The sequence below is a fragment of the Citricoccus muralis genome (genome assembly GCF_003386075.1).
Lineage (GTDB): Bacteria > Actinomycetota > Actinomycetes > Actinomycetales > Micrococcaceae > Citricoccus > Citricoccus muralis.
On sequence record NZ_QREH01000001.1, the window covers coordinates 1,210,587 to 1,232,400 of the forward strand.

Sequence of the window (21,814 nt, forward strand, 5' to 3'; positions counted from 1 at the left end):
ATCAGTCCTCGTCCAGCTGAGCGAGGACCTCCGGGGAGATGTCCACGTTGGAATAGACGCTCTGCACGTCGTCCAGGTCCTCCAGGGCGTCCTCCAGGTTGAAGTACGTCTTGGCACCCTTGGCGTCCAGGTCCACCTTCATGGTGGCCACGAACTCCATCTCGTCCGTGTCGTACTCGATCCCGGCCTCGTCCAGGGCGGTGGCCACGGCACGCAGGTCGGAGGGGTCGCACAGGATCTCGAAGGAGTCCCCGGACTGCATGACCTCCTCGGCTCCGGCGTCCAGCACCGCCATCAGGATGTCGTCCTCGGTGTGCCCCTCGGCCGGCAACCGGACCAGGCCGGTGCGGTTGAACAGGAAGGCCACGGAGCCCGAGTCGGCCATGGTGCCGCCGTTGCGCGTCACCGCGGTGCGGACGTCCGCGGCGGCACGGTTCTTGTTGTCCGTCAGACATTCGACCATGAGGGCGGATCCCTGGGGCCCGCGGACCTCATAGATGATCTCCGTGTACTCGATGACCTCACCGGTCAGGCCGGCACCGCGCTTGATGGCGCGCTCGATGTTGTCATTGGGCACAGACTGCTTCTTGGCCTTGGTGACCGCCAGCTCGAGGGCGGGGTTGCCGACCAGGTCGGGCCCTCCGGCGCGGGCCGCCACCTCGATGCCCTTGACGTACTTGGCGAAGGCCTTGGCGCGCCGCGAGTCGATGATGGCCTTCTTGTGCTTGGTGGTCGCCCACTTGGAATGCCCTGCCACGTGCTCTCCTCTCCGACCCGGCCATGCCGGAGCACGGCCCGCATCGGCTGTTGGTGATGATCGGGTTCGTCCTGGTCCGGGCGCCGCTGCGCCGGGCCCTGCCGCTGCCGGCAGAAGTCTGGCTTCGATTCTACGGGAGGAGCCGCCGGTGCCCCCTTCCGTGCGGGACACGGAGTGGATGGTCCATTCTGCCGGGCCCTGTCCAGCGGACTCCAGATGTGAAACAGTTGCTGACTATGACGACCGAGACCCCCTCCGCCACCGGCACCAATCCCCTCCTGGCACCGTCCCCGCTGCCCTATGGGCTCCCCGACTTCGCTGCCCTCGACGACGAGCACTTCCTGCCCGCCTTCCGTGCCGGCATGTCCGAGCACCGCGCCGAACTCGAGGCGATCACCGCGGATCCCGCCGAGCCGACGTTCGAGAACACGTTCCTCGCCTTCGAGCGCTCCGGGCAGCTGCTGCGCCGGGTACATCAGGTCTTCTCCAACCTGGTAGCCGCCGACGGCACCGAGGCCCGGCAGGAGATCGACGAGGAGATCAGCCCCGAGTTGTCCGCCCACTGGGACGCCATCCACCTCGATGCGGCCCTCTACGGCCGACTGGCGAGGGTGGACCTGGATGGCAACGGCGGGCTGGAGGCCGAGGACCGTCGGCTGGCCGAGGAGACCCTCAAGACCTTCCGGCTGCTCGGCGCGGACCTCGGCGGTGAGGCGAAGGTCCGTCTGGCGGCCATCAATGAGCGACTCGCCGTGCTGTCCTCCCAGTACGGGCGCCGCATGGTCGCGGAGAACACCGCCTCGGCCGTCTGGTTCGGCTCCGCCGGGGAGGTGGCCGGGCTCTCGGAGCAGGACCTCGCCTCAGCCGCCGCCGCGGCCCGAAATGCTGGGCACGACGCCGGCTACCTCCTGACGCTGTCCATGTTCACCTCCCAGCCCTGGTTGGAGACCCTCGAGAACCCGGAGTCGCGCCGGCGCGTCCACGAGTCCGCCTGGCAACGCGGCACCACCCCCGGTGAGAACTTCGCCCTCGACCTGGCCGTGGAGCAGGCCGGTCTGCGCGCCGAGAAGGCCGGCCTGCTGGGCTTCTCCAGCTGGGCCGACTACGCGCTGCAGGACCGGACCGCCCCCAGCCTGGACGCCGTCCGCGACCTACTGGCCCGGATCATCCCGGCGGCCACCGCGAACGCCCGCCGGGAGAAGGCCGAGATCGAGGCCGAGGCCGGCCACCCGGTGCAGGCCTGGGACTGGCCCTTCTACGCGGCCCGTATCGAGCGGGAGAGGTACCGCGTGGACACCTCAGCCCTGCGCTCCTACTTCGAGCTGGATCGTGTGCTCACCGAGGGGGTGTTCGCCGCTGCGACGGCGCTGTACGGCATCACGTTCCGCGAGCGCCCCGACCTGCACGGGTACCAGCCGGATGTCCGTGTCTGGGAGGTGCGGGAGGCCGACGGCACCGGGCTCGGGTTGTTCGTCGGCGATTTCTTCACCCGCCCCACGAAGTCCGGCGGAGCCTGGATGAACTCGTTCCGGGACGCGTCCACGTTCTTCGGCGAGCGCCCGGTGGTGAGCAACAACCTGAACATCCCGAGCCCGGCGGCCGGGGAACCGGCGTTGCTGACGGTGGACCAGGTGAACACCCTGTTCCACGAGTTCGGCCACGCCCTGCACGGCCTGCTGTCCTCCGGCCGATACGCCACCTTGTCCGGGACCGCCGTTCCCCGCGACTTCGTGGAGTTCCCCTCGCAGGTCAACGAGATGTGGATGTACTGGCCGGAGATCGTCTCCGCCTACGCGCGGCACGTGGGGACCGGTGAGGTGATCGACCCGGACGTGCTGGCGGCCATCGAGGCCTCCTCCCTGTGGGGCGAGGGCTTCCGCACCACGGAGTACCTGGGGGCGACCATGCTGGACCTCGCGTGGCACTCCCTGGCACCGGGCACCACGGTGGAGGAGCCGCTGGCCTTCGAAGCCGATCAGCTGCGGGCGGCTGGCCTGGACCCGGACCTGGTGGCTCCCCGGTACCGCTCGAGCTACTTCAAGCACATCTTCGGCGGCGGGTATGCGGCCGGGTACTACTCCTACCTCTGGTCCGAGGTCCTGGACGCGGACACCGTGGAGTGGTTCCGTGCCCACGGCGGGCTGAGCCGGGAGAACGGCGAGCGCTTCCGCTCCGAGTTGCTCGCCCGCGGCAACACGCGTGACCCGATGGAGTCCTACCGCCGTTTCCGCGGCGGCGATGCGGACCCGGAGCACCTGTTGCGGCGCCGGGGGCTGCTCGGCTGAGCTCGGGGGCCCAACCTGCGCGGCTGAGCCCGGTGGCGTAGCCCGCGCGCGGCCCAGCTCAGGCGGAGGAGGCCGTGAGCTGGGCCAGCCCGGGCCGCGGTGACGTCAGCACGGCGTGCAACCACAGTCGGGCGGCGTGGTCCCACTTCTCCGGGTCCACGTTCCACTCACGGGTGTGGCGCGCCAGGTGGAACCGGACGAACGTGACCAGTTGCGAGACCTTGGCGGCGAGTTCCATGGACGGACCCACCGGGACGAAGTCGTCGTCCTCCGAGTGGAGGATGAGGGTCGGCACCCGCAGGTGGTCCGCCCGGGACAGCCAGTCCATCGCCTTGAGGTCCACGGGTGCCGCAAGTCCGGTGGCCCACCGTCCGGCCTTGTTGCTCATGAGCCACTGCCCCAGCCGGCCCACGGCGTCCGGCAGCCGGTTCAGCCGGGCCTGGTGCGCCAGCACGTCGATCCAGTTGATGACGGGCCCGTCCAGGACCATGGCGGCGACCATGGAGGACAGCTCGGAGCGGTCGGCCATCTGCAGGCACACGGCCCCGCCCATGGACCAGCCGAACAGGACCACCTCGCGGGCGCCCTGTTCGAGCGCATAGGCCACGGCCGCCTCGACGTCTTTCCACTCGGTGCTGCCCAGGCCGTAGCGCCCGTCCCCGGCCGCCGGCGCCTCACCGTCGTTGCGGTAGGAGATCAGCAGTGAGGTCATCCCCAGGGCCCGGGCGGTGCCGATGGCCCTGATGCCCTCGGCCCGCTTGGAGCCGCGGCCGTGGACCATGATGGCCCACACCCCCTCGCCGGCGAGCCGGGGCGCCCGGGCCGCGGCGTCATCGGCGGCCGGGGACGGTTCCGGGCGGACGAGCCAGGCGGGGGCCGTGCCGTTCTCCACCGGGATCCTCACGTCCTCCGTCTCGTAGCCCAGGGTGCGCGGCTCGGGGTAGACGAATCCGGTCCACCGGCCACGGACGGCCCGGTGCAGGTCACCGCTGTAGACCTCCTCGACCTCCCGCTGGACCGTGCCGTCGCGCGGGTCGAACGAGGTGACCGCACCGATGCGGGCGATCCCGGCGCCGCCGTCGAACACCAGGGAGTAGGTCCCGGGGACGGTGGTCTCCGCCGTCACGGGCAGGATGATCTCCAGGCCGGAGGCGCCCTGGACCACCGCCAGGACCTCGAGGTCTTCGGCCGGGGTCTTGACGGGGGTGACCACGGTGCGGGCGAAGAGCCCGGCCAGTCCGGACACGGTCCCGGCCGCCACCGAGCCGGCCACCACTCCGCCTACGGCAGCCAGGGAGGACCACCGCATGACCGGCTCGGCCTGGCCGATGGACTTCTGGATCTTGGTGCGGCGGCTCGCCGAGCGGGAGGAGCGGGAAGGGCGGGAGGTCATGCCCCATTCTGTCCACGTCCGGCCCACCTTTGCCAGCCGGGTACCCGACGGGCCGCCAAGCGGGCTACCAGGAGGACCACCGCGGAGTTGCCGTGACGGTGCGCAGACGGTGCGCGTCCCAGGCGGGCCGATGCCAGTTGAGTGCCGTGCGACTCCCGTGAGACTCCCAGGGCGGAAACAACGGGGCGGTTCGTGGTGTTATGGCTGTCATGAGCGATACCCCCCTTTCCTCCTCCCCCGCCGACCAGCCGGACCAGGCAGACCAGCCCGTCCAGGCCCCGAATGCCCCTACTACCCCGGGCACCCCGGATCCCACCGCCCGGAACCGTTCGGACGCCGAATGGCGCGAACGGCTCAGCCCCGAGGAATTCCAGGTCCTCCGCCAGGCCGGCACCGAACGGCCCTTCACGGGCGAGTACTGGGACGCCGCGACCGAGGGCGTCTACGCGTGCCGTGCCTGCGGGTCCGAGTTGTTCCGCTCGGAGACGAAGTTCGACGCCAACTGCGGTTGGCCCTCCTTCTTCGCCCCCTTGGCCGAGGACCGCGTCGAGTACATCCGGGACACCGCCCTGGGCATGGAACGCATCGAGGTCCGCTGTGCCAACTGCGGCTCCCACATGGGCCACGTCTTCCAGGGCGAGGGCTTCGACACCCCCACGGACCTGCGCTACTGCATGAACTCCGTCTCCCTGACGCTCCAGCCGAAGGCCGACGCGTGAGGGGCTTCGCCTCGGACAACTACGCGGGCGTCCACCCCGAGGTCCTGACGGCCCTCGGTCAGGCCAACGTGGACCATGAGCCGGCGTACGGCGACGATTCCTGGACCGCTCGGCTCCAGGGCCTGGTCCGCTCCGAGTTCGGCGAGCAGGCAGAGGCCTTCCCGGTGTTCAACGGCACGGGCGCCAACGTCCTGGCGCTGCAGGCCCTGCTCCCCCCGTGGGGAGCCGTGATCTGCGCCGAGTCCGCCCACATCCACCAGGACGAGGGCGGTGCCCCCGAGCGCATTGCCCACACGAAGCTCTACACGGTTCCCACCGAGGACGGGAAGCTGACCCCCGAGCTGATCGACCTCCAGGCCCACGGGATCGGCTTCGTGCACCGGGCCCAGCCAGCCGTCGTCGAGATCGCCCAGGTCACCGAGCTGGGCACGGTCTACACGGCGGAGGAGGTCCGTGCCGTCACGGACCACGCCCACTCCCGGGGGATGTCCGTCTACATGGACGGGGCGCGGCTGGCGAACGCCGCGGCCGCCCTGGGGAGCTCCCTGCGGTCCTTCACGGTGGACGCCGGGGTGGACGTGGTGTCCTTCGGCGGTACCAAGAACGGTGCCCTGGGCGCCGAGATGGTGGTGGTCCTGAATCCCGACGCCGTCCTGTCCGGTCCCGGGGGACGGCGCCACGAGGGTGCGGGGCAGGCGGCGGGCTACCTGCGCAAGGCCTCCATGCAGCTCGCCTCCAAGATGCGCTTCGTCTCCGCCCAGCTGGTCGCCCTGCTCACCGACGAGCTGTGGCTGCGCTCGGCCACGCATGCGAACACCATGGCGGCCCGCCTCGCCGCCGGGGCCGGCGCACTGGACGGCGTCACCCTCACCCAGACGCCCCAGGCGAACCAGGTCCTGGCGGTCCTGGATCCCACGGTCGCGGCTGACGTGCGGGCCGACTATCCCTTCTACGACTGGGACGTCCCGCGGAATGTGGTGCGCTGGATGACGTCCTGGGACACCACCGAGCAGGACGTCGACGGGTTCGTGTCCGCCCTCTCCGCAGCCCTCTCCGCGGGGCGCGTGTAGCCGGCCACGGCGCGCCGCCCCAGGATCCAGCGGGAGCGGCTTTAACCTTGGTTGCGTGACTGCCCTTGGCCACCGCCCCGCAGAGATGCGACGCCTTCCCGGAGAGTTCCGTGAGGCGTTGTCAGGGTTGCGCCGTGCTCGGCACCGGCAGGAGATCACCCTGGACGAGATCCCCGCCCCGGGACGCCTCGCCCCCTTCGCCGTGGCCCTGGCGGCCGAGGTCCACGATCCGACGGCGGAGGGCCGTCCCGAACTGGCCACCGGCCGGTTCGTCCTGTTGCACGACCCCGCCGGTTCCCCGGTGTGGAAGGGCACGTTCCGGGTGGTGACCTACATCCGGGCGTCCCTGGAATCCGATCTCGGCAACGACCCCATGGTCGGCGCCGTGGCCTGGACCTGGCTGGTGGAGGCTCTCGAGATCCACCGGGCCCGCTACACGGAGGCCGGCGGGACCGCCACCCGGGTGCTGTCCGAGAGCTTCGGCGGCCTGGCCACCCGCCCGGACACCATCGACATCGAATTGCGGGCCTCCTGGACACCCGAGGGCCCGGACAGTACCGATCATCTGGAGGCCTGGGCGGACATGGTCTGTGCCTTCGCCGGGCTGCCGCCGGTCCCGGACGGTGTCACACCCTTGCCGCACATCAGGAGGAACTGACATCACTGCGGACACCAGCGCCACCCCGGAAGAGGACCTGACGGAGGCCACCGCCTCCGAACCGCCCCGGCTCCTCACCGAGCCGGCCGGCGGCATCCCCTTCGTCACGAACTCCCGGCAGGAGCTGGAGCGGTGTGCTCGGCTCCTGAAGGCCGGCACCGGTCCCGTGGCCGTGGACGCCGAGCGAGCCTCCGGTTTCCGCTACGGCCAGCGGGCCTTCCTGGTCCAGATCAAGCGCGAGGGTGCCGGGATCTGGCTCATTGACCCCGAGGCCTTCGAGGACCTGGAGATCATCCAGGACTCCCTGAGCGGCGTCGAGTGGATCCTGCACGCAGCCAGCCAGGACCTGCCCTGCCTCTCCGAGCTGGGGATGTGGCCGGACCGGTTGTTCGACACCGAGTTGGCCGGGCGCCTGCTCGGACTCCCCCGCGTGGGGCTCGCCTCCGTCCTGGAACAGCTCCTCGGGGTCACCCTGGCCAAGGAGCACTCCGCCGCGGACTGGTCCAAGCGGCCGCTGCCGGAGGACTGGATGCGGTACGCCGCCCTGGACGTGGAACCGCTGGTCGAGCTGCGGGCTGCGATGATCACGATGCTGACCGAGGCCGGCAAGCTGGACTGGGCGAACCAGGAGTTCGAGGCGATCCGCAAGGCTCCGCTGTCCGGCCCGCGCAAGGATCCCTGGCGCCGCACCTCGGGCATGCACCGATTGCGCAAACCGGAACAGCTCGCCGTGGTGCGGGAGCTCTGGGAGACCCGGGAGGCTCTGGCCCAGAACCGGGATGTGGCGCCCGGCCGCCTGATCCCGGACGCCGCGATCGTGGCCGCCGCCGCCAGCCAGCCGGCCACCGTGCCCGCTCTGCTGAAGACCCAGGGCTTCCACGGCCGTGCCGCCGCCAAGGAGGGCCCCCGCTGGATCCGGGCCATCCAGGCCGGCCAGGCCGCCGCGCGGACCAAGACCGGCCTGCCCCCGCTGCACCTGCCCAATGACGGCCCGCCCCCACCGCGCGCTTGGAGGGACCGCAACCCACTGGCCGACCGCCGGCTGAAGACCGCGAAGGCCTGGGTCGGCAACCGGGCCGACGAGCTGCAGCTGCCCACGGAGAACCTGCTGACGCCGGATACCCTGCGCCGGCTGTGCTGGACTCCTCCGGAGACCATCGACCTGGACTCGGTCTCGGCCGCCCTGGCCGGACTCGGCGCCCGACCGTGGCAGGTCACGGCCGTGGCACCGATCGTGACGGTGGCGCTGCTGGATCCCGACCCAGCCTGAAACTCAGTCCCCTATTCGCTGGTCACGAGTTCCGATACGATGGCGTAGACGCCCGTCCCGCCCACTCAGGAGCAGCATGTCCGAGTCAGTCGTCCCGACGTCCACCACCGACGCGAACGGAGACCGGTTCGCGCCGTACCGCGACCTCGCCGCGAGATTCCCGGACGAGGTCCTCACCCGGGCCACGGTGACAGACGTCGACCTCCCCCACGGCGCCGGCACCCTGGCGCTGTTGGTCCTGGACAATGACGCCGGCCCCCGGCGCCCCACGACCCTGGGCCCGAATTCCCTGATCGGGATCGGCCAGGTGCTCGAGGCCCAGGCCGAACGCGCACACCGCGGCGAGATCACCGCCGTCGCGATCACGGGCAAGGCCGGCTTCCTGGTCGCCGGTGCGGACCTGGGGGCCATCAACCGGCTCACGGACCCGCAGGACGGGGTCCTGCTGGGCCGGCTCGGGCACGAGGTCTACAACGGCCTGTCCGACTTCCCGGTGCCCTCCTTCGCGTTCATCAACGGCGTGGCACTCGGCGGCGGTCTGGAGATCGCCCTGGCGGCCAACTACCGGACCGTCTCCTCCGCCGCGAAGGGCCTCGGCCTGCCGGAGGCCTTCATCGGCCTGGTGCCCGGCTGGGGCGGCGTGTGGAAGACCCCACGGCTCACCGGCCCGAAGGACGCCCTGACGGTGATGATCAAGAACCCGCTGGCGAACAACCGCAACATCGACGGCCGCACCGCCCACCGCATCGGCCTGGCGGACGCGATCTTCGATCCCGCCGCTGATCCTGCCGACACGGCCGTGTTCATCGAGGCCTCCGCGGCCTGGGCGGCCCGGGTCCTGACCGGGGACGCCGGCACCGTGGCCGCGTTGGAGCAGCAGCGGGACCGCGACCACTCCGACCGGGCCTGGGACGAGGCCCTCGCCGAGGGCCAGGCGATCGTGGCCGCCAAGACCGGCGGATACGTGCCGGCGCCGGCGAAGGTCATGGAGCTCTTCGCCGCCGGCCGTCACTGGACCCGGGAGGAATCGGCCGCCGCAGAGGCCGCCGCCCTGGGTGAACTGATGCTGACCCCCGAGTTCTCCCACACCGTCTACGCCTTCCTGGACGTGGTCCAGAAGCGCTCCAAGAAGCCCGCTGGCGCCCCCGCCCCCGAACTGGCCCGTCCGGTTCGGAAGGTCGGCGTGGTGGGTGCCGGCCTCATGGCCGGCCAGCTGGCGCTGGTCTTCGCGCAGAGGCTGAACGTCCCCGTGATCATGACGGATGTGGACCGGGCCCGCGTGGACCGCGGTGTCGGCCACGTGCACGGGCAGGTGGACACGCTGGTGGCCAAGGGCAAGCTGCCCGCCGGCCAGGGCGAGGCGCTGAAGTCCCTGGTGACCGGATCCGTCTCCAAGGACGTCTATGCCGATGCCGACCTGGTGATCGAGGCCGTCTTCGAGGAGATGGGCGTCAAGAAGGCGGTGCTGGCCGAGGTCGAGGCCGTCGTCACGCCCGAATGCATCCTGGCCACCAACACCTCCTCCCTGTCCGTGACCGAGATGGCCTCCGGTCTGGAGCATCCCGAGCGGCTGGTCGGGTTCCACTTCTTCAACCCGGTGGCCGTGATGCCCCTGGTGGAGATCGTGCGCGGGCCGGCCACCACGGACCCGGTGTTGGCCACCGCCTTCGCCACCGCCCGCGGTCTGGGCAAGACCGCCGTCCTGGTGCAGGACGCCGCCGCCTTCGTGGTCAACCGCATCCTGCTGCGGATGATGGGCGAGGTCCAGCACTCCTTCGACCAGGGCACAGAGGCCACGGTGGCGGACCACGCCCTGGATCCGATGGCCCTGCCGATGACGCCGTTCACCTTGCTGTCCATGGTGGGCATCCCGGTGGCCCAGCACGTCACCGAGTCCCTCAACACCGCCTTCGGGGACGAGCGGTTCCCGGTCTCGAAGAACCTGCAGTCACTCATCGACGCCGGCATCACGTCCCTCTGGGCCAAGGACGAGGACGGCCGGGAGGTCATCCCCGCCGAGACCCGGGCGGTCCTGCAGTTCGGCGACTCCCCCGAGACCGCCGAGCAGCTGCTGGTCCGGGTCCAGGACGCCCTGGCCCAGGAGATCGGCCTCATGCTGGACGAGGGGGTCGTGGCGGATGCCGAGGACATCGACCTCTGCATGATCCTCGGCGCCGGCTGGCCCATGCACCTGGGCGGCATCACGCCGTACCTCGATCAGGTGGGGGCCTCCGAGCGGGTCAACGGCCGGCGGTTCCACTCCTGACAGGTGTTGGCCGGGCACCACGGGGACGGCCGACACCGCCGCGGGCTGCTCGCCGTCCGGCCGCGGCCGGCGGATAATGGAGGGATGACTTCCGCTCCCCACTCCTCCACCGGATCCGCTGGACCCACCGGACCGCAGGACCAGCACGACGCCGGCGCCCCCTGCGGCGGTTGCGGCCCCTCCGGTTCGTCCCGACGGGCGTTCCTGGAACGCGGCGCGCTGCTCGGCGCAGTGGGGGTGGTCGGCACCGTCGGACTGACGGCGTGCACGGACGAGATCCGCGCCGAGGACAACGCCCCCTCGCACCATGTGGGCGGCTCCCCGACCCCGGCTATTGACCTGGCAGACCTGCCCGTCGGCGGGATGACCAGCGTCATGCTCGAGGGCCGGACCCTGTTGATCAGCCGCCCGGAGGAGGACGAGGTGCATGCCTTCTCGGCCGTCTGCACACACCAGGGCTGCACCGTGGCTCCCGCCACCGAGAACGGCGAGGAGGTCTTCGCCTGCCCCTGCCACGGTTCGCACTTCGACGTGACCACCGGAGTCCCCTACGGCGGACCCGCCCAGAAGCCGCTGACCGAATACACCGCCACCGTGGACGGTGACCAGGTCCTCGTGACCCTGTAGACCGCGCCGGTGCAGGTGACGCTGGTGTACCTGACGCCGGAGGGTTATTTCCCCGCGTTCGGGCGCCGAGGCGGGTTGACGACGATCTCGCGGCTGTTGGGGTCCCAGGACGGCTGCTCGGCCTTGCGCCGCGGGTAGTAGTAGAACCGCCACCACAGCCACACCGCCGGCCCCAGCACGGGCAGCAGAAACATCAGGAAGGCCCACGGGATGCGCCGCCCCGGGTCCAGGGGTGAGTGGGACAGGGAGACGAGGGACCACACCAGCATCCCGACTACGGCGATGACCACGATCCAGAGCAGGATCTCCACGGCGTTGAGGCTGAAAGTCTGCCCGGCGGCGCCCGCGAGACCAACTCCCAGGAGAGCGGATCCCACTAGAACAGGGCGATCTTCGGGGCGGCCGGGAAGATCTCGTCCAGCTCGGCCCGCTCGGCGGCCGTGGGCACCCAGCGGATGGCTTCGGCGTTCTGGCGGACCTGCTCCGGCCGGGTGGCCCCGGCGATCACGGAGGTGACCGGCTCCTGGGCGGCCAGCCAGGAGAAGGCCAGGTCCACCTCGGACAGCCCCCGGTCCCGGGCGAAGTCACCGTACCGCGCGAGCTGGTCCAGGTCCGCGTCCGAGACCAGGTGCTGGCGGCTGTGCGTCAGCCTCGAGCCCTCGGGCGCCCGGCCGGAGGAGTACTTGCCCGTGAGCAGGCCATTGGCCAGCGGGAAGTACGGCAGCACGCCGAGCCCGAAGGCCCTCGCCGCGGGCAGGACCTCGAGCTCGGCGCGGCGGTCCAGCAGGTTGTAGTGGTTCTGGGCGGAGATGAACGTCTCGGTCCCGAGCTCGCGGGCCACAAACTCGGCCTCGGCAATCTGCCACCCGGCCCGGTTGGAATGACCGATGTAGCGCACCTTGCCCGAGCGCAGCAGGTCGTCCAGGGCGGAGAGGGTCTCCTCGATCGGCGTGGCGTCATCCGGGGTGTGGAACTGGTAAAGGTCGATCCAGCCCGTGCCCAGCCGCCGCAGTGAGGCCTCCACGGCCTTGACGATGTACCGGCGTGAGCCGCGGGCCTCGAAGTCGTTGCCGTTGACGCCGCCCATGTCCATGCCGAACTTGGTGGCCAGGACGATCTCCTCGCGCCGGGCGCCCAGGGCCCGGCCCAGCCGCTCCTCACTCAGGCCGGGGCTCGCCCCGTAGGTGTCCGCCACGTCGAACAACGTCACCCCGGCGTCCAGGGCCGCGTGCACGACCGCGTCCGTCCCCTCCTGGCTCTCCGTCACGGTGCCGGGGCGGCCGAGGTTGTTGCACCCCAGCCCGACGACGGAGACGGACAGGCCGGAGCGCCCGAGACGGCGGTGTTCCATGGGATTCAATCCTTCGAGTGGTGGGGTCGGCCGGCCACGGCGAGAGGGCCGCAGCAGCTCCGATTCAGCGGGAGATTCAGCGGGAGGTGGTGACGCGAGAGGGCTGGACGCCCGCGAACTTGGCGGCGGCCGGGATCTCGGCAGTCGCCTTGCGCGGGTGCGGTGTGGCCACGTCCAAGACGACGCGGCCGGACTCCGAGCGTTCTTCTACGACCTCACCCAGGCCGCGCCAGGCCAGTTGATTCGTGATCTCACCGCGCAGCTTGGCCACCAGGGCGGTCTCCACGGCCGTCGGCTCCGCGCCCTTCAGCCGGTAGGACACCTCGACGTGCTTCAGCTCCTCCGCCGGGAGCACGGCGAAGCCGTCCTCCGCGCACTGCGCGGCGAAGCCGGCGAGCAGCTGCTCACCGGTGGCGTCGTCCGCGACCTGCTCGGCCGACGTCGTGCCCGTGCTGCCGATCCGGCCGTGGTGGACCACGACCTCCCCGCTGCCGGGCTCGAACCACGCCTCGCGGTAGTCCAGGCGCTGCTGGCCGTCCTGCTCGGACCGCCGGTAGGTACGCACAATGCTCAAGACTTGCCCTCCGTTGACGGGATCTGACCCGTGTTGTCATTCGTGCCGCCGGTGTCCCCGGCCGCCCGGACCTGGCTCATCTGGCCCGTCAGGGGCCGCGCGAACGGCACCTTCGTGCCGAGGACCTGGGCCACCGTGTCCTGGGCGATCCGCCGCGCCGTCAGGCCGGTGCGCTCGAGCACCTGGTCCCGGGAGGCGTGGGCCAGGAACTCCACCGGCAGGCCGACCTCGTTGAGCGCCGTGTCCACGCCGCGGGCGCGCATTTCCTGACGGATCCGCGAGCCGACGCCGCCGGCCTTCACCCCGTCCTCGATGCAGACGACGATCCGATGGCGGGAGGCCATCTCGATCACGGATTCCTGCACCGGCAGCACCCACCGCGGGTCGATGACGGTGGCGGAGATCCCCTGGTCGGCCAGCCGGGCGGCCACATCCAAGCCGAGCTCGGCCATGGTCCCGACGGTGACGATCAGCACGTCGCGTTCGGCCCCCGGCTCCTCGGATGCTCCTCCGAGGCGGACCAGCACGTCCACGCCGTCCGCGAGCCGCTCCAGCGCGGCGATCTCCGGCCCCACGGACCCCTTCGAGAATCGCACGACCGTGGGTGCGTCCTCCACGGACACGGCCTCACGCAGTTCCTCCCGGAGCCGCTGGGCGTCCCGGGGCGCGGCGATGCGCAGGGTGGGAACGGACTGCAGCAGGGCCAGGTCCCACATGCCGTGGTGGCTGGGCCCGTCCGGCCCGGTGACGCCGGCCCGGTCCAGGACGAACGTGACCCCGGCCCGGTGCAGTCCGACGTCCATCAGGACCTGGTCGAAGGCGCGGTTGAGGAAGGTGGCGTACACGGCGACCACGGGATGCAGCCCGCCGAAGGCCATGCCGGCGGCCGAGGTGACGGCGTGCTGCTCGGCGATCCCGACGTCGTAGACGCGCTGCGGATGCCTCTCGGCCATGAGCCCCAGGCCGACGGGGATCTTCATGGCCGCGGTGATGGCCACGATGTCCTCGCGCTCGTCCGCGATCGCGCAGATCTCCTGGCCGAACACGGACGTCCAGGAGGGACCGGAGCTGGAGGCCACGGGTTCGCCCGTCTCCGGGTCGATCTTGCCGATGGCGTGGAACTGGTCGTCCTGGTGGGCCACCGCCGGGGCATAGCCATGCCCCTTCTCGGTCATGGCATGCACGATCACGGGGCCGGCATAGTTCTTGGCGTCCGCCAGCGCCTCCTCGAGCTCGGCCTGGTCGTGTCCGTTGATGGGACCGATGTATTTCATCCCCAGGTCCTCGAACAGGCCTTGGGGAGCCCACCAGTCCTTGATGCCCTTCTTCGTGGCATGCAGGGACTTGTACATGAACCGCCCGGCCGTCCCGGAAGTCTGCAGCCGGGACTTCCAGAAGTCGAGGGTGTCCTCGTAGGTGCGGTGGGTGCGGAGCTTGTCCAGGAAGGCCCGGCGCAGCCCCGAGAGCTGGTTGGCGAGCCCCCCGACGGTGGGCGCGTAGGAGCGCCCGTTGTCATTGACCACGATCACGACGCGCCGGTCCCGATCCGCGGCGATGTTGTTGATGGCCTCCCAGGCCATCCCGCCCGTCAGGGCGCCATCACCGATCACGGCGACCACGGAACGGTCCCCGTCCCCGCGCAGCGCCCATGCCCGGGAGATCCCGTCTGCCCAGGACAGGGACGAGGAGGCGTGGGAGGACTCCACCACGTCATGCACGGACTCGCCGCGGTCCCCGTAGCCGGAGAGTCCGCCCTCCTGGCGCAGCGTGGAGAAGTCCTGGCGACCGGTGACGAGCTTGTGCACGTAGGACTGGTGCCCGGTGTCAAAGATCACGGCGTCCCGGGGAGAGTCGAAGACCCGATGGATTGCCAGGGTCAGCTCGACCACACCGAGGTTGGGGCCGAGGTGACCGCCGGTGCGGGAGACGGTGGCGATGAGGAAGCTGCGGATCTCCTCGGCCAACTGCCGCAGCTGACCACCGGTCAGACGGGTGAGGTCCTGCGGGGTATGGATTGTTTCGAGAAGGCCCACGGGCAAGCGGTCCTTTCGTCCGGGGAGGGAAGATCACAACAACTCCCACCAGAATACCGCGCGGCGGGGACCACCAGAGGACGAAGGGCCGGACCCCCACACGGGGGTCCGGCCCTTCGGTCCGCTTACCGCCGGTCCCCCAGTGCGGGGATCCGGCGGACGATCACTTGGTCGCGATCTGGCGCAGCACGTACTGCAGGATGCCACCGTTGCGGTAGTAGTCGGCCTCACCGGGGGTGTCGATGCGGACGACCGCGTCGAACTCGGTGACCTTGCCGTTCTCATGCGTGGCGGTGACCTTGACGGTCTTCGGGGTGGTGCCCTCGTTCAGGGCGGTCACGCCGGAGATGGCGAAGGTCTCGGTGCCGTCCAGGCCCAGGGTGTCCGCGGACTCGCCCTCGGGGAACTGCAGCGGCAGCACGCCCATGCCGATCAGGTTCGAGCGGTGGATGCGCTCGAAGGACTGGGTGATGACGGCCTTGACGCCCAGCAGTGCGGTGCCCTTGGCGGCCCAGTCGCGGGACGAGCCGGAACCGTACTCCTTGCCGGCCAGGACGACCAGCGGGGTGCCGGCGGCCTGGTAGTTCTCGGCGGCGTCGTAGACGTACGCCTGCGGGGCGCCGTCCTGGGTGAAGTCGCGGGTGAAGCCGCCCTCCACGCCGTCCAGGAGCTGGTTCTTGATGCGGATGTTCGCGAACGTGCCGCGGATCATCACCTCGTGGTTGCCACGGCGGGAGCCGTAGGAGTTGAAGTCCTTGCGCTCCACACCGTTCTCCAGCAGGTACTTTCCGGCCGGGGTGTCCGACTTGAAGGAGCCGGCCGGGGAGATGTGGTCGGTGGTCACGGAGTCGCCGAGCTTGAGCAGCACCCGGGCGCCCTCGATGTCCTGGACCGGCTCCGGCTGGGCCTGCATGCCCTCGAAGTACGGGGGCTTGCGGACGTAGGTCGACTCGGAGTCCCACGCGAAGGTGTCGCCCTCCGGCGTATCCAGCGCCTTCCAACGGTGGTCACCGTCGAAGATGGTGCCGTACTCGCGGGTGAACATCTCGGTGTCGATCGAGCGGTCGATGATCTGCTGGACCTCGGTCGGGTCCGGCCAGATGTCCTTCAGGAACACGTCCTGGCCTTCGGCATCCTGGCCCAGGGGCTGGTTGTCGAAGTCGAAGTCCATGGTGCCGGCCAGGGCGTAGGCGACCACCAGCGGCGGCGAGGCCAGGTAGTTCATCTTGACGTCCGGGTTGATGCGGCCCTCGAAGTTGCGGTTGCCCGAGAGCACCGAGGTCACGGACAGGTCGTTGTCCTGGATGGCCTGCGAGACCTCGGACTCCAGCGGACCGGAGTTGCCGATGCAGGTGGTGCAGCCGTAGCCCACGATGTTGAAGCCCAGGGCGTTCAGCGAGGGGATCAGGCCGGACTTCTCGTAGTACTCGGTGACGACCCGGGAGCCGGGGGCCACGGAGGTCTTCACCCAGGGCTTCGACGCGAGGCCCTTCTCCACGGCGTTGCGGGCCAGCACGGCGGCGGCCATCATCACCGAGGGGTTGGAGGTGTTGGTGCAGGAGGTGATGGAGGCAATCGAGACGGCGCCGTGGTCCAGCTGGAACTCACGGCCGTCCTCCATGGCCACGTCCACCGACTTGGACGGACGGCCGGAACCGACCTCGTCCTCCGTGGCGTAGTTGTGGATGTCCTTGCGGAACTGGTCCTTGGCGTCGGTCAACTGGATGCGGTCCTGCGGGCGCTTCGGGCCGGAGATCGAGGGCACCACGGTGCCCAGGTCCAGCTCGAGGTACTCGGAGTACTGCACCTCATCGTCCGCATTGTGCCAGAGGCCCTGTTCCTTGGTGTAGGCCTCGACGAGGGCGATGTTCTCCTCGGAGCGGCCGGTCAGGCGCAGGTAGTCCAGGGTGATCTGGTCGATCGGGAACATGGCGGCGGTGGAGCCGAACTCCGGGGACATGTTGCCGATGGTGGCGCGGTTGGCCAGCGGCACGGAGCCGACGCCTTCACCGTAGAACTCGACGAACTTGCCGACCACGCCATGCTGGCGCAGCATCTCGGTGATGGTCAGCACCACATCGGTGGCGGTGGCTCCGGCCGGGATGGAGCCGGTCAGCTTGAAGCCGACGACGCGCGGGATGAGCATGGAGACCGGCTGGCCGAGCATCGCTGCCTCGGCCTCGATGCCACCCACACCCCAGCCCAGCACACCCAGGCCGTTGACCATGGTGGTGTGGGAGTCGGTGCCGACACAGGAGTCCGGGTAGGCACGGAGGACACCGTCCACCTCGCGGGTCATGACGGTGCGGGCCAGGTTCTCGATGTTGACCTGGTGGACGATGCCCATGCCAGGGGGGACGACCTTGAAGTCGTTGAAGGCGGTCTGGCCCCACCGCAGGAACTGGTACCGCTCACCGTTGCGCTGGTACTCGATGTCCATGTTGCGCTCGATGGCCTGGTCGTTGCCGAAGGAGTCGATCTGCACGGAGTGATCGATGACGAGTTCGGCCGGGGCCAGCGGGTTCACGCGGTTGGCGTCGCCGCCGAGGTCCTTGATGGCCTCACGCATGGTCGCCAGGTCCACGACGCAGGGCACACCGGTGAAGTCCTGCATGAGAACGCGTGCGGGGGTGAACTGGATCTCGGTGTCAGGCTGCGCCTGGGGATCCCAGGACGCCAGCGCCTGCACCTGTTCGGCGGTCACATTGGCCCCGTCCTCGGTGCGGAGCAGGTTCTCCAGCAGGACCTTCAAGGAATAGGGGAGCTTCTGTGCACCCTCCACCTTGTTGAGCCGGAAAATCTCGTATTCGGCGCCATTGACGTCCAGGACGCCCTTGGAGCCGAAGCTGTCAACAGTAGTCACGGAGGACTCCTCTTCCCGCCCTGGATCAGGGCGATTGGCCGGTCTTGAGTGCCATTGCCGTTCCACCGGGCCTCCCGGCACCGCGTGCGGGCGGTCCCGGACCGATGGTGGCGGCCACATGCCGATCCTGGGCCGAAGTCTGACGACTCCGTCACAGGGGGCTCGTTCACCATCCTATCCCGAGGGAAGGCCCGATCCCGCGCTTCACCCGCGCAGATGTCATGCGTGACGGGGAGATTTATGGCGTTCTTGACGGAGCGGCATGTTTTCTTGACTCCGGCGCCGTGGTCAGGACTTCGTGAGGAGGGCCACGGATTCCATGTGATGGGTGTCCGGGTACAGGTCGTAGACGTCCACCTTCGCCGCGGCCCACCCCGCCTGGGACAACAGTCCCAGGTCCCGGGCGAAGGACGCGGGATCGCAGGAGACGTAGACGATCCTCTCGGGGTCCAGTCGGTGAATCCGCTCCACGGCCGCCTTGCCGGCGCCCGCCCGTGGCGGGTCGAGCACCACCGTGTCGATCGAGCGCCCACCCAGACCGCAGTCGGCGACCGGTTCGTCCGGCTTGGACAGCCAGCCGCTCAGCACCCGGTCCGCCATGCCGTTGAGCACGGCCGCCTGGGTGACCCCGTGCAGGTTGCGCCGGGCGTCCCGGCTGGCTCCCGGTGCGGCCTCCACGGACAGCACCAGCCCCTCGGTCCCGACCCCGTCAGCCAGGAACGCGGAGAACAGTCCGGCACCGGCGTACAGGTCGGCGATGACCTGTCCGGGCTGCGGATCCGCCGCCGCGAGCACGGCGTCGACCAGCATGGAGGGAGCGGAACGATGGACCTGCCAGAAGCCGTCCCCGGTGATCCGGAAGGCATGCTCGGACCCGCGGGCGCCGGCCACCGTCTCCTGGGTCCAGGTCCGGCCACGCAGGCGGTGCACCTCAGGCCGGTCGTTCGGGTTCTCGCCCGGCACGATCAGCGACACGGAGGTGCCGTCCGGCAACCGGCTGGTCTGCCGGTGCATCCGACCGCCCAGCTGGGACAGGTCGGCACCGTCAGCGGGGGTCAGCAGCACCAGGGCCGGCTCGCCGGAGGCGGGCGTGGCCACGTCCACTCGGGAGAGACCGGTGAAGTCCAGTTCCCAGAGCTTGAGGGCATCCAGGCCCGGCACGCCGAGGGGCATGTTCCGGACCGGCACCAGCACGGTGGAGCGGTGCGCGTGCATGGCCAGCCGCCCGGTGGGTGTCACGGCGAAGGCGTTGCGGGTGCGCCAGTGCAGCCCGGATGGATCGTCCCCCGGCGCCCCGGTGACGTGCACCTCGAGTTGCAGCCCGGCGATCCGGGCCACGGTGTCCCGGAACACCTGTGCCTTGAGGCGACGTTGGTGTGGCAACACGATGTGCCCGTACTCGGCACCGCCCACGGGCAGCCGGCCGGCGGCGTGCGCGCGCAGGGAGTCGGCCAGCTTCCACTGGTGGGTCCGGCGGAACTCGGAGCCGTGGAGCACCTCGACGGCGTCGGCCCGCCAGAACCGGGCCCCCTCCCCCGCCTCGGTCACGACGGCGCGGACCACCTCGCCGGGGATGGCGTGGCGGACGAACACCACTCGCCCCTCGTGCCGGGCGACGCAGTGGCCTCCGTGGGCCATCGGCCCGGCCTCGAGTTCGAGGATCTGGGGAATCTCCGGCAACCCGGCCGTCCCGGATGCACCGTGCACCGGCTGGCGGGCTACGTCAACATTGCTGGTGTCGCGGATGGTGGTCATCCTCGCCGTCCTCCTGAGCAGTCATGGGCGGTCGGCCTGATCGGCCGAGGATCCGTTGCCCTGTACCCCAGACTCTACTGGGCCGGTCCAGGGTCCGGTGGGCGGGAGAGATGTGCCGGTCCGTGGAGTGCTGGCGGCACCTCGCCGGCTCGTCTCCAGCTGCCACGGCACCGAGGCGACCATGACGCCGGGCTCGTGGTGCAATCGCGCCTTGATCCGCTTGGTAGTCCGGTTGTGCAGGAGGGCCTGCCAGCCACCGCCGACGACATATTCGGGGATGTAGACGACCACCAGGTCCCGCGGCGAGGTGCGCCGCAGGGCCCGCAGGTGACGGATCAGGGGCTCGGACATCTCCCGGTAGGGCGAGGCCAGCACCGTGATCGGCACCGGCAGGCCGAGCCGGTCCCAGGCCGCCACCAGCTTGCCGGTGGACGCCTTGTCCAGATCCACCACGACGGCCTCCATGCTGGAGGGCCGTGAGGCGCGGGCATAGGCCAGGGCCCGCAGCGTGGGCCGCTGGACGGACATCACCAGGATGACGGCATGGACCCGGGACGGCAGCGCCCGGGCATCCTCGGTCGAGGTCAGGTCCAGCTCGGAGGCCACCGCCTCGTAGTGACCCCGGATCCGGGACATCACCAGCACCATCGCCGCGATCGCCAGCAGGGCCACCCAGGCCCCCTGGCCGAACCGGGTCACGAGGACGACCAGCGCGACCAAGGCGGTGACCACGAGCCCCACCAGGTTCACCAGCCGCCGGGTCCGGACGGCCTGGCGGGCCCGGACCCCGGGCGTGTTCGCGAGGTGACGGCTCCAGTGCCGCACCATGCCCAGCTGACTGACAGTGAAGGACAGGAAGACGCCGATGACGTAGAGCTGGACGAGCAGTGCAGTCTGGGCCTGGAAGACGACCACGAGGGCCAGTGCGGCCAGGGCCAGCAGCACGACGCCGTTGGTGTACCCCAGGCGATCGCCACGGGTGAGCAGCTGCCGCGGCAGGTATCCGTCCGCCGCCAGCCGTGAGGCCAGCTCCGGGAAGGACTTGAACGCCGAGTGGCCGGCCAGCACCAACAGCACCGCGACCATCAGGATCAGGGCACCGGCCAGGATCCCACCGTGGCCCAGGATCGCGTTCGCCAGCTGGGCCAGCACGGGATTCTGCACATAGTCCTCGGACACCGGGCCGCCGCCGACGGCCTGCAGTCCGGACGGGTCCAGGACGAACACCACCCCGGTGCGGTCCGCCAGGTACATCACCCCGATCGTGGACGCGCCGGCCGTCAGGCCCATCGCCAGCATCACGGACCGGGCCAGGCGGACCCTCGGCTTGGCCATGGCACCCACATTCGAGGCCGGGACCTCCACGCCGGTGGCGAGCGCTGAGCCGGAGGAGAACGCCCGCAGCACCAGCACCGCCAACGCCAGGCCGCCGAGGCCCTCGGAGAAGGCGGGATCGGGCACGGGCTCGACCCCGGCCGACGTCGCCGGTCCGAGAGTGCCCGTCACGTCCTGGACGAGGCCGGCCACGATCATGCCGAACAGCAGGGCGAGGAAGAGGAAGGCGAGCACGGCGGGAGTCACCCGTCCGCGTCCGGCGCCGCGGATGTTCGCCATGGCCAAGACCACGACGCCGGCCATGGCCACGGCCATCTCCGCACCTCCCAGCGCGGGGACGGCCGCAGTGAGGTAGTGCGCCATGGCAGCCATGGACACCGCCACCGTGAAGACGAAGTCGAGCATCATGGCGGCCCCCACCGTCAGGCCCGCCCATGGGCCGAGATTGGCCCGGGAGATCGCATAGTCCCCGCCCTCGGGGTAGGCCCTGATGGCAACCCGGTAGGACACGACGATCAGCAGCATCACCGCCACCACGGCCACGCCGATCTCGGGACCCAGGGCCAGTGCGGCCGTGCCGCCCAGTGCCAGGGTCAGCAGGATCTCGTCCGGGGCGTAGGCGATGGAGGACCAGGCGTTCGCAGAGAACACGGGCAGGGCAGTGAACCGGCCCAGGGGCCGGCGGTTCAACCGCTCCGTGTCGTAGGGCCGACCCACGAGGAGTCGGCGCATGCTGTCCAGGACCCTTGCCACGGCACTACGGTACCGCGCCCGCCGATCCGCTCCGCCCACGCGCCGTGCCTGCGATCCACCCGGCCAAGGCCCCGGCCGCCACGGCATGCCGCGGCCCGGGGTGCG

16 protein-coding genes are annotated in these 21,814 nt (G+C 70.4%); 7 read left to right on the forward strand and 9 right to left on the reverse strand.

Annotated features, from left to right (window positions below; all coding sequences use genetic code 11):
* Position 1: 1 nt before the first annotated feature.
* Positions 2 to 757 (reverse strand): YebC/PmpR family DNA-binding transcriptional regulator, encoded by a 756-nt coding sequence (locus tag C8E99_RS05390; RefSeq protein WP_115931424.1) that lies wholly within the window; start codon positions 755 to 757, stop codon positions 2 to 4.
* Between the two features lie 236 nt (positions 758 to 993).
* On the opposite strand from C8E99_RS05390, the gene C8E99_RS05395 reads away from it, so the two are divergent.
* Complete coding sequence (locus C8E99_RS05395) at positions 994 to 3,042, forward strand: M3 family metallopeptidase (RefSeq protein WP_170144533.1); 2,049 nt, start codon at positions 994 to 996, stop codon at positions 3,040 to 3,042.
* A 58-nt stretch (positions 3,043 to 3,100) separates the two neighbouring features.
* Here the strand turns inward: C8E99_RS05395 and C8E99_RS05400 are convergent, their stop codons facing one another.
* Positions 3,101 to 4,435, reverse strand: a complete 1,335-nt coding sequence (locus C8E99_RS05400; RefSeq protein WP_115931425.1) for an alpha/beta hydrolase family protein — start codon at positions 4,433 to 4,435, stop codon at positions 3,101 to 3,103.
* Positions 4,436 to 4,644: 209 nt separating this feature from the next.
* On the opposite strand from C8E99_RS05400, the gene msrB reads away from it, so the two are divergent.
* The 6 genes from msrB to C8E99_RS05430 all read left to right on the forward strand — a co-directional run bounded on the left by msrB (position 4,645) and on the right by C8E99_RS05430 (position 11,045).
* On the forward strand, positions 4,645 to 5,154 hold the full coding sequence (msrB, locus tag C8E99_RS05405; RefSeq protein WP_115933246.1) for a peptide-methionine (R)-S-oxide reductase MsrB: 510 nt from the start codon (positions 4,645 to 4,647) through the stop codon (positions 5,152 to 5,154).
* Positions 5,151 to 6,224 (forward strand): threonine aldolase family protein, encoded by a 1,074-nt coding sequence (locus C8E99_RS05410; RefSeq protein ID WP_245952101.1) that lies wholly within the window; start codon positions 5,151 to 5,153, stop codon positions 6,222 to 6,224. The genes msrB and C8E99_RS05410 overlap by 4 nt, the downstream gene beginning before the upstream one ends.
* A gap of 85 nt (positions 6,225 to 6,309) precedes the next feature.
* On the forward strand, positions 6,310 to 6,882 hold the full coding sequence (locus C8E99_RS05415; protein WP_115931426.1) for a DUF3000 domain-containing protein: 573 nt from the start codon (positions 6,310 to 6,312) through the stop codon (positions 6,880 to 6,882).
* Positions 6,848 to 8,152 carry an HRDC domain-containing protein gene (locus tag C8E99_RS05420; RefSeq protein ID WP_115931427.1) on the forward strand — a complete coding sequence of 435 codons (1,305 nt, stop codon included), beginning with the start codon at positions 6,848 to 6,850 and terminating at the stop codon, positions 8,150 to 8,152. The genes C8E99_RS05415 and C8E99_RS05420 overlap by 35 nt, the downstream gene beginning before the upstream one ends.
* 76 nt (positions 8,153 to 8,228) lie before the next feature.
* The gene (locus tag C8E99_RS05425; RefSeq protein WP_115931428.1) at positions 8,229 to 10,418 is read left to right on the forward strand and encodes a 3-hydroxyacyl-CoA dehydrogenase NAD-binding domain-containing protein; all 2,190 of its coding nucleotides are present in this window, start codon (positions 8,229 to 8,231) and stop codon (positions 10,416 to 10,418) included.
* A gap of 84 nt (positions 10,419 to 10,502) precedes the next feature.
* The gene (locus tag C8E99_RS05430) at positions 10,503 to 11,045 is read left to right on the forward strand and encodes a Rieske (2Fe-2S) protein (RefSeq protein WP_245952102.1); all 543 of its coding nucleotides are present in this window, start codon (positions 10,503 to 10,505) and stop codon (positions 11,043 to 11,045) included.
* Positions 11,046 to 11,089: 44 nt separating this feature from the next.
* Here C8E99_RS05430 and C8E99_RS05435 read toward each other — a convergent pair whose 3' ends face one another.
* The 7 genes from C8E99_RS05435 to C8E99_RS05465 form a co-directional block, all read right to left on the reverse strand.
* On the reverse strand, positions 11,090 to 11,422 hold the full coding sequence (locus tag C8E99_RS05435; protein WP_115931429.1) for a PLD nuclease N-terminal domain-containing protein: 333 nt from the start codon (positions 11,420 to 11,422) through the stop codon (positions 11,090 to 11,092).
* Positions 11,422 to 12,396 (reverse strand): aldo/keto reductase, encoded by a 975-nt coding sequence (locus tag C8E99_RS05440; protein WP_115931430.1) that lies wholly within the window; start codon positions 12,394 to 12,396, stop codon positions 11,422 to 11,424. The genes C8E99_RS05435 and C8E99_RS05440 overlap by 1 nt, the downstream gene beginning before the upstream one ends.
* Before the next feature lie 76 nt (positions 12,397 to 12,472).
* Positions 12,473 to 12,961, reverse strand: a complete 489-nt coding sequence (locus C8E99_RS05445) for a hypothetical protein (RefSeq protein WP_245952443.1) — start codon at positions 12,959 to 12,961, stop codon at positions 12,473 to 12,475.
* A gap of 5 nt (positions 12,962 to 12,966) precedes the next feature.
* Positions 12,967 to 15,003: a 1-deoxy-D-xylulose-5-phosphate synthase gene (dxs, locus tag C8E99_RS05450; protein ID WP_245952103.1), complete on the reverse strand. Its 2,037-nt coding sequence runs from the start codon at positions 15,001 to 15,003 to the stop codon at positions 12,967 to 12,969.
* Positions 15,004 to 15,166: 163 nt separating this feature from the next.
* Positions 15,167 to 17,866 carry an aconitate hydratase AcnA gene (gene acnA, locus C8E99_RS05455; protein ID WP_115931432.1) on the reverse strand — a complete coding sequence of 900 codons (2,700 nt, stop codon included), beginning with the start codon at positions 17,864 to 17,866 and terminating at the stop codon, positions 15,167 to 15,169.
* Positions 17,867 to 18,154: 288 nt separating this feature from the next.
* On the reverse strand, positions 18,155 to 19,621 hold the full coding sequence (locus C8E99_RS05460; RefSeq protein WP_115931433.1) for a class I SAM-dependent RNA methyltransferase: 1,467 nt from the start codon (positions 19,619 to 19,621) through the stop codon (positions 18,155 to 18,157).
* 21 nt (positions 19,622 to 19,642) lie between these two features.
* A complete protein-coding gene (locus C8E99_RS05465; RefSeq protein ID WP_115931434.1) occupies positions 19,643 to 21,709 on the reverse strand; it encodes an APC family permease in 2,067 nt (688 codons plus the stop codon).
* Positions 21,710 to 21,814: the final 105 nt, after the last annotated feature.

Excerpts from the sequence above, each read along its gene's own strand:
- C8E99_RS05395 (WP_170144533.1), top strand. The coding sequence starts at position 994 with ATGACGACCGAGACCCCCTCCGCCACCGGCACCAATCCCCTCCTGGCA.
- C8E99_RS05400 (WP_115931425.1), bottom strand. The coding sequence starts at position 4,435 with ATGACCTCCCGCCCTTCCCGCTCCTCCCGCTCGGCGAGCCGCCGCACC.
- msrB (WP_115933246.1), top strand. The coding sequence starts at position 4,645 with ATGAGCGATACCCCCCTTTCCTCCTCCCCCGCCGACCAGCCGGACCAG.
- C8E99_RS05415 (WP_115931426.1), top strand. The coding sequence starts at position 6,310 with ATGCGACGCCTTCCCGGAGAGTTCCGTGAGGCGTTGTCAGGGTTGCGC.
- C8E99_RS05425 (WP_115931428.1), top strand. The coding sequence starts at position 8,229 with ATGTCCGAGTCAGTCGTCCCGACGTCCACCACCGACGCGAACGGAGAC.
- C8E99_RS05430 (WP_245952102.1), top strand. The coding sequence starts at position 10,503 with ATGACTTCCGCTCCCCACTCCTCCACCGGATCCGCTGGACCCACCGGA.
- C8E99_RS05440 (WP_115931430.1), bottom strand. The coding sequence starts at position 12,396 with ATGGAACACCGCCGTCTCGGGCGCTCCGGCCTGTCCGTCTCCGTCGTC.
- C8E99_RS05460 (WP_115931433.1), bottom strand. The coding sequence starts at position 19,621 with ATGACCACCATCCGCGACACCAGCAATGTTGACGTAGCCCGCCAGCCG.